This is a genomic window from Anaerolineales bacterium (assembly GCA_030583885.1).
Lineage (GTDB): Bacteria > Chloroflexota > Anaerolineae > Anaerolineales > Villigracilaceae > Villigracilis.
Genome location: CP129480.1, coordinates 480,095 through 491,617 on the forward strand (window position 1 = coordinate 480,095; position 11,523 = coordinate 491,617).

The following is an 11,523-nucleotide window of genomic DNA, read 5'->3' on the forward strand; positions in this document are numbered from 1 at the left end:
TTTGTTTATTCCTCCTCCTCTAAAATTTCCCCTGGCTCATCCTCGACCAGAAATGCAACGGCACGACTCTTTTGAGAATCCATGACCAAATCGATGTGATGATTTTGGCGGTAATCCTGGACGGCAATCAATCGCAGAGCGGAAAGAACCTGCCGGTTGTCAACGGAGATGAATTCTTCGATGCGGTTTGGGGTGTCGTGGAAAATTTCGCGATTGAAGATGGCGTCCTTGTCATCGAGGAAAACTACCAGCGGATAGATCTCTGCTTCCATCAGATCCTGAAAGAAGTGGGTCCCAAAGGACGGTTCGGATGACGCGCCAACAGTTTCACCCGCCAGTTCAACCAACGCACGTGCATTATAAATATCGCTGTAGGCAACATGCACGCCGAGATCGGGCGTGGAGGTGCCCCAGCGGCCGGGACCAACAGCAATGAAGGTTTCATCCTTTAGCGCAGCATTGAGTTGACCGATGGCACGTTCCAGCGCGACACGCTCGACCTGCGATGCGAGTCTGAAATACCCTTCAGACGGAACATAAAGAATATAGCGGATATTTTGCACCGCGCCCTGCGGGACCATGCGCTGGGAGGAGAAAACGATATTTTCACGCCGCAGGTCGCTTGGGATCTGCACTTCACCGGAATCCTGAATATGGCTTTGCGGGCGGCATTGCAGAAGTGTGATGCGAACGTCCGAGCGTTGTTCTTCGGGTTCGAGAATTTCAACCGTGAACTCGGTATCCACCGGGGAGTGGTAGTGCGTTTCCAATAATTTCAATGCGTCGCGGATGGTTTCCGCAAAGGATGTACGGGACAACAACCCGTCGAAGGTAATGACCATTTTTTCAGGCTCTGCCATCGTTGAACGGATAGGCGCCAGGTAACCATCCTGTTCAGTCTGGGCAATGAAGCGAAGCACACGATAATCGCCATGAATGATCTGATGCACTGGGGCGGTGATGAATTTATTGTTTTTGAGATCGATCACATCCACGCTTTGCTGGGAATACGTTTTTGTCCTGCGAATATCAGATGAAGGATACAAAGCCGGATGACTGAGCGCCACAAGGCGCGGATAATCATCCGCCACCATGTCCACCGCGCGGGTTCCCAATCCCCAGACGAGACGCAGGAATCCATCCTCCTGTTTGATCTGAGGCGACCAGCGGTACAGGTTGCGGCTGAAGGCGACTCCCGCCGCATGCGGAAGGTAATACTGCCTCATCTTTTCCCCTTCCACGAACTGGATCAGGATGCCTATGCGCTCATCATAATCAACCAATTCCTTGTGGTGGCGATAGAGCAGGGCATCCGGGTCCAGGACACTTGCATAGATCTTTTTAATGGCATCCGTCAGTGCTATGAGTTTCCGCTTCCGGCTTCCTTGATTGGGGAGAAAGACACTTTCATATTTGCCCGCAAAGGAGGTGCCAAAGTTATCCTCCAACAAACTGGAGGAACGAACAATCAGGGGGGTATTCCCCGCTTTAACAAGAATCTCCTCCAGTCGTTTGATGATCTCCGCGGGGAACTGCCCTTTTGAAAATTCGGCGCACAGCATGGAATAATCCGCCCTCATCTGATCTTCGCTCTTGTATTTCTGGTCGTTCCAGTGCATCAGCCCGTTGAACGACATGAAGTTATAGAATACATCCGAGCCGAGGTAGTAAGAGACCGGGATCTTGAAGCGTTCACGGACCTGCGGCGGCGCGGTCTCCTTGAGGATGCGCATGGCCAGCAGCATCCCTGCCGCTTTTCCGCCGATCTTTCCCCCGCCGATCTTGCGTTTGCGGATTTCCTTCAAGTCCCCCGCGGTAAACCAGCGGCGCGCGATCTTGATATATTTCAACTGATCGCTGATCATGGTGCGGATGAGCACCACGATGATCTCCTGTAAACGCGCCCCATACTTCTCCCTTTCTTCGGGCGGCATCAATTCAATGACTTCAGCCTGTTCGAAGAGCATATCCTGCGGGGAAAGCTCCGGGTTGAACCACACAAAATCCGATTCAGAACTGCCCTGCTCTGTCAGCGCCTGGCGGACGATGTTTTCAAATTCGGCATAGGGCAGGTTGTAGGCAAAATAAAAATCGGTGAGCGAGTCCCGTACACGCGCAAGCCGGGTCTCCCAGACTTCGGCGCTTTCTTCGACAACCGGATCGTGCAGTCCCTCGCGTTCCTGTGACTCGATAGCCTTGTTCCGCGCCTCCGTCTCGAACACGGCCTTTGCGATGATGCCGCGCGTGAACAATTCCTTCCTCATACGCGAACGGATGCGCCCACTTAAAATGGGATACTGGCTCAACGAGAGCAATATTTTTAACACGCTGTCCATGGAAATGCTGGGGAATGTCATCGGAAACCTGTTGACCCAATGATAACAAAAATCCGCCAGAGCAAACTGCCTGACGGATTTGGATTCGTTCTACATTTAATCATCCCAGGTGCATCGGCATGATGACGTGCAGGAACCCCTCGTCACCGACGGGCTTGACCACCCCGGGCGCATTCGCCGCGGATGTTTCCAGCGCGACATTCGGGGTGCGGATGACCTCCAGCGCTTCACGCAGGAATTTGACATTGAAGGCGATCAACACGCTGCCGCCATCCACCGTGGCTTCGACGATGGTTTCATTCTTCCCCGTCTCCTCGGATGTCGCCGAGATTTCCACTTCGCTCGGCTGCATTTCGCCCCTGGATTCCTTGATGTCCAGCCGCGCAACATTCGAGCCCTCCCGTGCAAAAATCTCGGCTTGTTTGCAGGCCTTGAGCAATGCCGCCGTGGAGATCAGCGTGCGGGACTTGTAACTGCGCGGAATGATCTGATGGTAATCCGGGAACGTGCCGTCAATCAACTGCGAAACCACCTCCACATCCTTGACGCGGAAGAGCACCTGTCCGCGGTTCTTCGGCACAACCATGTAGATGGGTTCCTCGCCGTCGCCAGCCACCCGTGCAAGTTCGTTCAACGCGCGGGCGGGGATGATGACATTGAGCGGCTGCGGCACCGCCTGTGAAAGCTGTGCCTTGCGCACGGAAAGACGGAAACCATCCGCCGCCGCCATCGTCACCTTATCCTTTTCCACGTTCATCAACACCCCCATCAATACCGGGCGGGCTTCATCGGTCGAGGCGGCAAACGCAACCTGATGGATCATCTCCTTGAAATCAGCCACATTCAATTGGACTGCGCCGTCCATTTCAGGCGTGGGCAGCGGAGGAAACTCCTGTGCATCGATGCACTTGATGTCGTTATTCGAAGCACCGCCCTTCACATGTAAACTCTGCGTCTTCAGATCGAGGCTCAATTGCACCTGATCGTTCGGCATGGCGCTCACCAGGTCCGAAAACGTGCGCGCGGGCACGGTCGTCGAACCGTCTTCATCGATGCGCGCGGCGATCCAGCAGGTAATACCCAATTCAAGATTGGTGGCGGAGAGCCGCAGGCGGCCCTCATCGGTTGCGATCAAAATGTTCGATAAAACGGGAAGTGTACTGCGCGGCGATACAGCGCGTGAAACAATGCTCAGTCCGCGTGCAAGGTTTTCTTGAAGGACAGTTACTTTCATGGCGTTCGCCCTCGGTTTCGTGGAATAATTTTCAAAAGTATATCATTAACTTCCATGTCATTGCGGGCCGCGAAGCGGCGAAGCAATCCTCCGCTGGGATGAAGATTGCTTCGCTTCGTGGTGCACGTCATCGGTGCTCCCCGCCTCCTTGCAATGAAGCAGGCTAAAACCCCGTCACCATCGAAACCCCAAATAGGATCAACATGAACAACAACTGGCACGCAAACAATGCCGCGAACACATAGGCTACATACGCCCACAGCGGTGTGCTTCGGGCTGCGGATTGCGGGCGGACCTCCAGCCCTTCCGCCATCGCCTTCGCGAAATCGGCTGTCTGCTCAAAATCATTCATCCAGCACACGCCCGCCGCCTCATCCGGGACGATGAGCCTGTTCCCATCAAATGACCGAATCCACGCTTCGAGGTTTGGCGAAGCCGGCGTATTCACCGCCAGTGACCCGGGCAGGATGATTGCATCCGCTTTTACACTGTTTGCGATTCTTTCATTGGCATTGGTCACCGTCAATTGCAGTTTCGGCGCACGTTTTGCAAACACGGTCCTGACGGATTCGCCGAACTTGCCATCATGGTCGAAGACCAGCACCTTGAATTGTGACTGTTTTTCCTCCAGCATATCAGCATGGGCTGTGCCATCCTTTCGCAGGGCCGAGAGGTGATACAGCAATAACACAACGAACAATACGAGCGTTTGCAGGGTGTTAAGAACGGAATTGACAAAGTTTCCCGTCCCGCCGCCAAGCGCGGCGTTGATGAGCGTGAAGATCAAACCGCCCGCCGAAACCATCCCGCCAATGACGGCAGCGAAGAGGACAAGATAGAGATACGTCTTGCGGATCACCGATCGGCGTGCATGCTCGCCTTCATCATTCTCCAACATCGCCTGCGCCTGGGCCGGCCGCCACGTCAACAGCCAGAGCGGGAGTCCCACCACAAGGAACGCCAGCGCGCTGGAAAGCGGTGATGCAAATCCGCTGCTGCCTAGATACGCCCTGCCCGTGAGCAGGTCGATCACCACGGAAAGCAGGGATTGCACTGCGAAGAACACCGCCGCAAGACCAAGGAAGGAGAGGATGTAGGAGTACAGTCTCTGTTTGCCGGCGCGGCGCGGCGCGTTTTCATCGAATGCGAATTGCTGATTCAGCCACGTCCTATAGTATGCCGAGATGACTGCGAAGGGCACACCGATGGAAATCGGAGCGCCGATGTCTTGCACGAATTCCGTCCAGGTTTCCCCATCAGCGAACAAACGCATCAGGATCATGTAGAGCAGGTTCCCGCCCGCCGTCAGGACAATGACCACGCCGCCGAGCGAAAGCAGGTAGAGAATGCCGAGGCGGAGATAAGAGTCCCTTTCAGCCGAAACAGTCAGCCCGTCCTGTAAGACGCGCCAGGAGAAGAACCAGATCGGCCCGCCGATCATGAGCATGGCAATCGCATTGACGGCTGTCTCCCGTCCGACAGTCCCCAACAGCGTGCCAGTGGACAGGGTAAAGGCATAATCCAATGCCTGCTGTGCACCATAGACGACCATGAGCAGGCCGTAGAGCATCCAGATGAAGCGGTAGAGGCGGCGGACCTCGGCATAGTTTTCAGTTTCGGAAAGCGAGCGCCATTCCTCCTTGAGAATGTTCCAAAAATAGGCCGCAAGCAGCAGGTTGATGACAATGGCGATCAGGTTATCGCTCCACGTCTGAGCACCGCCGACGATGGCACGGGTGGTGTACAGGTTCGCCGCGGAGAGGAAGATGCGGTCAATCAGCGCAAGCGTGTTTTGCACCACAGGAATAAGCGTGCCGAGCAGGATGCCATACAAAAATATGGCGCGCAGGCTTGCCGTTTTTTCCTCCTCGTCCTTTGCAGAGGCGCGCTGCGCCCACAGCCAGTGGATCAGGAAGATCGGCACACCCACCAGGATTAGCGATAAGGCCTGCGCTAGTGTGGAAGCACTGTCCACGACTTGTTTGGAGTTGAAGATCGAGCGCAACAGGCTGATGACGCCCCACAGCACCACTTCGATGCTGATGACGGCGACGGCGTAAAAGTATAGTCGTCGAATGGTTTTCATCGGTTTCCCTTTCCGGCATTGCGAACAAAGCAGGTGGTTGAGTAGGCGGCGGGTTCCGATACGCCCTTCGGGCTACTCAACCAGCGCCGCCGTACACTTGCACCAGCACGCAAGTGCAGGTGTCGAAACCGCAAGTTCGCAATGACATGAAACTATGGCTGATACGGCTCCTGATACCAACTGTAATCCCAGAAGTTATACGGCATGGAATTCAACTTCCACGCGCCGTTCTGCTTCACCAGCAGGGCGCGGTCGGAGTTTGAATAACGGCTGGAAAAAGGATCGGTGTTGGAATAATAGATCGCGAGCGAGACAATCGCCTCATCATCATGGATCTCCACCGAACCGATATCCACGCCCACATCGCCGGGGTTGACCATGCCATTAAAAAAGGAACGGCGGAACTCTTCATAGGCCGGTTTGTGTTCCAGGTCTGCAAGGTAGCCGTAGGCTTTCTGGTAATCCTTGTTCAAAACAGCCAGTACATAGTTATGCACCACGCCGTCCGGAGCGGAATCTGCAACATAATCCCGCCCATCCTGCCGCGTGAAGAACAGTCCCAGCGCGAGCAGGATGAGGGCGCCGATGCCTATCAGAATGCCGGTCAAAAATCTATCCTGTTTCATAAATACCTCCAGTTCCATCTTAACTGTACTCCAAATTGACGAAAAAAACTGCCAAAAAGTTTCAGCGCTGGCTCTACCCTATTGGGTGGTGTATTTGTACTGCCAGAGAAACAAGATTTACTATAGGTAACACCTGCGAGAGAATTATTTGACAAATCTGGGCAACCCGAATCTCATCTTTTTCCCTACATGATTATTAAGGTTTTCCATTGACTCCGACCGCTGAAAGCCGTAAAATGGATAAATCTTATCAGATTTGCAAGGTTTTCTCCTATTTGAGGATTGAGGAGTTAAAGATGAAACTTAATGATCGCTTTCTTGTTCCCGGTCTTATTATTATATTGACCCTGCTTGCGAGCCTGATCCTCCCGGTCGCCGTCCTGGCGGACGAGGTGAATCCGCCCGAGGAACCGGTCGTGGAGGAAACAATTGACGGGGACCCCGCGCCCCCGTCCGTTTCGGAAATATTAGAGGATCTCCCAGAGAACACCGAAGTGGTTGTTCTGGATGAGGAGGGCACCCTCCTGCCGCTTGCCAGCGAGGCGGCGGCAGAGATCATCACAGATACCGACCCCATGTGGTGTCCGGTGGGGGTATTGCCCGGCGGTGCCGGCTGCACGATCAATTTCGCCACCCCCCAACTCCTCATCAACGACATGGACAGCAGCAACCCGGCCACCAGCGCCTCCATGTATGAGCAGGACGGAATTATCTACTTCACTGCCAGTCCGGGCGGTTCATTCGTGCTGGTACCCGGCGGCGGTAATCATAACATTGCCTTCCTTGGAGGGAATCCCATTTATGAACCGGACTATAATGCGCTAAAAGGTTTTAACCTGACTCTTCAAGGCGGGTGGAACGGCGATACAGTAACCCCCGCCTTCAGCGGACAGACCGATTTTGATTCGAATCGCATCCAGATCGGTACAAGTGCCAATCCGTGGGTTGGCGATATTACGCTGAATGACCTCGCCTTTAACGAGGTCTTGTTTGGGAATAGCGTGACAATCCATACAACCAGCGGGGATATCACCCTGAACAATGTTGATGTCCAGGAGCAACGAAGTATCATCCTGAACAACACAGCCCTGCTCAGTTCCGACTCCGGGGATATCACGGTGAGCAACAGCAGTTTCGACGGAGACAATACCGGGTTAAGCCACAGTAACGGCTTCTATGCAAATACCAATTCCGGTTCGATCAATATTTCGAATACAAGCTTCACGGATGCACGCGGGTTGATCCTGGACCGCGACGGCGCAACGTTGAGCGGTGTGAACATTACCCTGAACAACGTGACCGCCAGCGGCAACGACGGGAACGGCATTGTGATCAACGCCAGCGGTGACGCGACCGTCACCTGCAGCTTCTTCCAGAACAACGCAAACGGCTATGGCATTGAGGCCGGCTCGAATGGCACGCTGCATTTCAATGGTGTCACCTTCGGCGGGAACGGCTCAGGCGATTACAACATCTTCAATGGCAGCCTGGTCGAGGATCCAAACTGCGCCCCGATCCCGGGCGGGGGAGGTGGCGGGAGTGGAGGCAGCAAGAGTTTATTATCCGCGATCATCCCGGTTACCGGCGACGAGAAGGTCACCTGCGATGGCTCCATGACCAATATTACGGTGCATCTGCCCAACGGCGATCATGTAATCCTGCCCTGTCCGATCAACGACTTTGCCTTCATAAACAGTCTGCCTGCCGGGGGCTTGCCCGCCGCGCTTGACCCAGGCTATGAATTCATATCGGCTCTTACCGCCAATGTACTCAAGGATAATGCCCTCATAAAGACCATGGAGGATTTCATGGTCGTATCCTTCATCATCCCCGTAGGGATGGAAAACGAGGAATTCGCCATACTCTATTGGGATGAAACCGCCGAAAATGGCTCCGGCGGCTGGGTTGAACTTCCCCTTCAACCTCTTGACGGGAACGGTATCCCCACAGACCTGCATGACCCCTCTGATGGGAAAAAGATCTCCGTCGGTGTACATACAACCGAAGATGGCTATGTTTCCGTCAGCGTCAATTTCACGGGATCCTTCATACTGGTAAAGAAATAACCTTCCATTCAATGGAAACGCCCGTCTGAGCATGGTTCAGACGGGTGTTTTTGTTTTCCAATCACGGTATACTTAATCCATCATTTCACAAGGAGCACCCATATGACCATTTCCGCACCCCGCTGGGATATGACCAACGTCTATCCTTCGCTTGATTCAAAGCAATTCAAGAATGCCGTCAAGAAATACACGTCTGCGCTGGATGAACTGGAAACCTTCTTCCAAAAAGCCGGCAAAGCCAATGCAAATACCGAGCCGAAGAAACTTGGCATACTGCTCGGCGAATCCGTGGACCGTTTCAACGCACTTTTTGAACTTTCGAACACCCTGGATCCCTACATCTATTCCTTCATCTCCACCGACTCGCGGGACAAGGAGGCCATGCGCATCCTTTCCGAATTCGAACAAATGTCAGTGCAGGCGAACATCCTCAACACCAAATTCCGCGCCTGGGTCGGAAAGCTCGGCAAGCCCGCCGTCAGGAAAGCTGCGAAGACCAACCTTTCAGCAAAGGCACACGAATTCGCCCTGCTCGAAAACGCGGAACAATCCAAATATCTGATGAGCGAAGCGGAGGAAGCCCTCGCCGCCGAACTGACCTTGAGCGGGGGCAACGCCTTCGGAAAATTGCAGGGGACGATCACTTCGCAGCTCAGCGTGGACTTTGAGCTGGACGGCACGCCCCAGAAGATGCCCATGCCCGCGCTGATCAATCTGCGCTCGCATCCCGACGAAGCCACCCGCCGCCGCGGCTATGAAGCGGAGAATGCCGCCTGGGAGGGGGTCAAGGAAACATTGACGGCCTGCATGAACGGCGTCAAGGGTGAGACGCTCGCGCTCGATAAAAAGCGCGGACGCGAGGATGCCGTCCACGCCTCGCTCGACTTTGCCCGCATCGACCGCGCCACATTGGATGCCATGCTCGGCGCGATGAAGGATTCCTTCCCGATGTTCGAGCGCTACTTCAAACATAAAGCCAAACTGCTTGGCAAGGAAAAACTCGCCTGGTGGGATCTCTTCGCGCCGATGGGCAGGACCGACAAGGTCTATTCATGGGACGAGGCGCGCGATTTCATCGTCAACAACTTCAACAAGTTCTCCCCCGAACTTGGGACATTCGCCAAACGCGCCTTCGATAACAACTGGATCGATGCCGAACAGCGCGACGGCAAGCGCGGCGGCGCGTTCTGCATGGGCGTGGAAGCCGTGAAGGAAAGCCGCATCCTCAGCAACTTCGACGGCTCGTTCGACCAGGTCAGCACGCTGGCGCATGAGCTCGGCCATGCCTTCCACAATGAGTGCGCCTATCAGGCGGGCAAGACCCCGCTCCAGCAGCAAACGCCGATGACCCTGGCGGAAACCGCCTCCATCATGTGCGAGACCATCGTCACCGAAGCCGTGCTGGAGCAGGTCACCGACCCGCAGGAGGTCCTGGCCGTGCTCGAAGCGCAATTGAACAACGCCTCACAGGTGGTCGTGGATATCTACTCACGCTACCTCTTCGAGAAGGAAGTCTTCGAACGCCGCGCCCAGTCCGAACTCTCCGCAGATGATCTCAACGACATCATGGAACGCGCGCAGAAGGCCTCCTACGGTGAAGGACTGGATGGGAAGTATCTGCAAAAATTCATGTGGACGTGGAAACCTCACTACTACACCAGCGGCTTCTCGTTCTACAACTATCCCTATACCTTCGGCCTGCTCTTTGCCACAGGTTTGTATGCCATCTACCAGAAACGCGGCGCGGAGTTCGTACCGGAGTACAAGAAACTGCTCGCGTCCACGGGCGAAGCGCGCGCGGCGGAACTCGCCGACCAGTTCGGCATCAACATCCGCACCAAAAAATTCTGGACAGACAGCCTTGCCATCATCGGCAGGCGTGTGGACCGCTACTGCCAGTTGTAAATGAAACTGTAGATCATGCTTGCAGCGTGACAAGTTCCATCAGCGCTTCGTCACGCTGCAAGCGTAACCTACAAACCAATTGAGGAGAGAGATGAAAAAACGCAAAACCCTTTTAGCGGTATCGATCCTTTTGCTTACCGCCCTTGCCTGCAATGTCGTTTCACCGCAGGCGGAATCGCCCGCGCCGCCCGCCCAACCGCAAAACAACACCATCCTGCAGTCTGAAGACGAAGCTCCGCGCATCAGCGTGCAGGATTCGAAAGCCGCGCTTGACGCCGGCCAGGCCGTCATCGTCGATGTGCGCAGCGCGGAATCCTACGCCGCAAACCATGTTGCAGGCGCCATTTCGATTCCCCTGCAAAATTTCGAGAACAACATCAACAACCTTTCGCTCGAAAAAGACCAGTGGATCATCACCTATTGCACCTGACCGAACGAACATACGAGCGCCCGTGCGGCGTTCCTTCTGATCAACAACGGCTACACCAACGTCCAGGCCATGCTTGGCGGATTCGAAGCCTGGCTCAATGCAGGCTACCCCGCCCAACCGTAGATGAAAATCCTCTCGATTGACCATGTGCAAATCGCAATACCGCAGGGCGGGGAAGGGAAGGCCCGCGGGTTCTATATCAATGGGCTTGGTTTCATCGAAATACCAAAGCCGCCCGAACTCGCCAAACGCGGCGGCGCGTGGTTCCAGTCTGGAAATGTACAACTGCACCTCGGCGTCGAAGCGGATTTTCGCCCCGCGCGCAAGGCGCATCCCGCCTTCATCGTGGATGACCTTGAAGGCTTGATTGCAAAGATCCAGTCGGTTGGATCGGTTGGATACGAAACCGACACATCCCAGCCGCCGCTGGATGGATACAAACGCGCGCACGTCTTCGACCCATTTGGAAATCGCATCGAACTGATGGAAAAAATCAGATGACAACCCTGCCTTGCGTCACACCCTGGGCTGGTTCTGAGCCCCCGACACGCATTACGCTCCGGCAGTTGATGGCGGACGAAGGTCTTGATCCATATTCATGGTCAAATGGACCGTATGATACCTACTCCGCACACAAGCACAGTTTTGACAAAGTCATCTACGTTGTGCAGGGAAGCATCACCTTCGGCTTGCCCGAACTGAATCAATCGCTGACATTGAAAGCAGGAGACAGATTGGATTTGCCCGCAGGAGTGTCGCATAACGCCACTGTCGGCGCGGAGGGTGTGGTCTGTTTGGAAGGTCATATATAATTTGTAGGGGCGGCGCTGCGTCGCCCTT

Annotated in this window: 9 protein-coding genes; 5 read left to right on the top strand and 4 right to left on the bottom strand. The window is 54.8% G+C overall.

Annotated elements, in window-relative coordinates:
* Positions 1–5: 5 nt before the first annotated feature.
* The 4 genes from QY332_02395 to QY332_02410 form a co-directional block, all read right to left on the bottom strand.
* The gene (locus QY332_02395; GenBank protein ID WKZ36777.1) at positions 6–2,357 is read right to left on the bottom strand and encodes a PEP/pyruvate-binding domain-containing protein; all 2,352 of its coding nucleotides are present in this window, start codon (positions 2,355–2,357) and stop codon (positions 6–8) included.
* A gap of 79 nt (positions 2,358–2,436) precedes the next feature.
* Entirely contained in the window at positions 2,437–3,570 is a 1,134-nt protein-coding gene (dnaN, locus tag QY332_02400; protein WKZ36778.1) for a DNA polymerase III subunit beta, read from the bottom strand.
* Positions 3,571–3,733: 163 nt separating this feature from the next.
* On the bottom strand, positions 3,734–5,656 hold the full coding sequence (locus tag QY332_02405) for a DUF5671 domain-containing protein (protein ID WKZ36779.1): 1,923 nt from the start codon (positions 5,654–5,656) through the stop codon (positions 3,734–3,736).
* 152 nt (positions 5,657–5,808) lie between these two features.
* A complete protein-coding gene (locus tag QY332_02410; GenBank protein WKZ36780.1) occupies positions 5,809–6,282 on the bottom strand; it encodes a hypothetical protein in 474 nt (157 codons plus the stop codon).
* Between the two features lie 296 nt (positions 6,283–6,578).
* Here QY332_02410 and QY332_02415 point away from each other — a divergent pair, with 296 nt between their 5' ends.
* From QY332_02415 to QY332_02435, 5 genes are all read left to right on the top strand, one after another.
* On the top strand, positions 6,579–8,348 hold the full coding sequence (locus QY332_02415) for a right-handed parallel beta-helix repeat-containing protein (GenBank protein WKZ36781.1): 1,770 nt from the start codon (positions 6,579–6,581) through the stop codon (positions 8,346–8,348).
* Between the two features lie 102 nt (positions 8,349–8,450).
* Entirely contained in the window at positions 8,451–10,253 is a 1,803-nt protein-coding gene (locus QY332_02420; GenBank protein ID WKZ36782.1) for a M3 family oligoendopeptidase, read from the top strand.
* Between the two features lie 91 nt (positions 10,254–10,344).
* Complete coding sequence (locus QY332_02425; protein ID WKZ36783.1) at positions 10,345–10,683, top strand: rhodanese-like domain-containing protein; 339 nt, start codon at positions 10,345–10,347, stop codon at positions 10,681–10,683.
* Positions 10,684–10,806: 123 nt separating this feature from the next.
* Positions 10,807–11,184, top strand: a complete 378-nt coding sequence (locus QY332_02430) for a hypothetical protein (protein ID WKZ36784.1) — start codon at positions 10,807–10,809, stop codon at positions 11,182–11,184.
* On the top strand, positions 11,181–11,495 hold the full coding sequence (locus QY332_02435) for a hypothetical protein (protein ID WKZ36785.1): 315 nt from the start codon (positions 11,181–11,183) through the stop codon (positions 11,493–11,495). The genes QY332_02430 and QY332_02435 overlap by 4 nt, the downstream gene beginning before the upstream one ends.
* Positions 11,496–11,523: the final 28 nt, after the last annotated feature.

What these genes read in the sequence shown, in the direction of transcription:
- QY332_02395 (WKZ36777.1), bottom strand. Translation starts at nt 2,357, where the DNA reads ATGACATTCCCCAGCATTTCCATGGACAGCGTGTTAAAAATATTGCTC.
- dnaN (WKZ36778.1), bottom strand. Translation starts at nt 3,570, where the DNA reads ATGAAAGTAACTGTCCTTCAAGAAAACCTTGCACGCGGACTGAGCATT.
- QY332_02405 (WKZ36779.1), bottom strand. Translation starts at nt 5,656, where the DNA reads ATGAAAACCATTCGACGACTATACTTTTACGCCGTCGCCGTCATCAGC.
- QY332_02410 (WKZ36780.1), bottom strand. Translation starts at nt 6,282, where the DNA reads ATGAAACAGGATAGATTTTTGACCGGCATTCTGATAGGCATCGGCGCC.
- QY332_02415 (WKZ36781.1), top strand. Translation starts at nt 6,579, where the DNA reads ATGAAACTTAATGATCGCTTTCTTGTTCCCGGTCTTATTATTATATTG.
- QY332_02420 (WKZ36782.1), top strand. Translation starts at nt 8,451, where the DNA reads ATGACCATTTCCGCACCCCGCTGGGATATGACCAACGTCTATCCTTCG.
- QY332_02425 (WKZ36783.1), top strand. Translation starts at nt 10,345, where the DNA reads ATGAAAAAACGCAAAACCCTTTTAGCGGTATCGATCCTTTTGCTTACC.
- QY332_02430 (WKZ36784.1), top strand. Translation starts at nt 10,807, where the DNA reads ATGAAAATCCTCTCGATTGACCATGTGCAAATCGCAATACCGCAGGGC.
- QY332_02435 (WKZ36785.1), top strand. Translation starts at nt 11,181, where the DNA reads ATGACAACCCTGCCTTGCGTCACACCCTGGGCTGGTTCTGAGCCCCCG.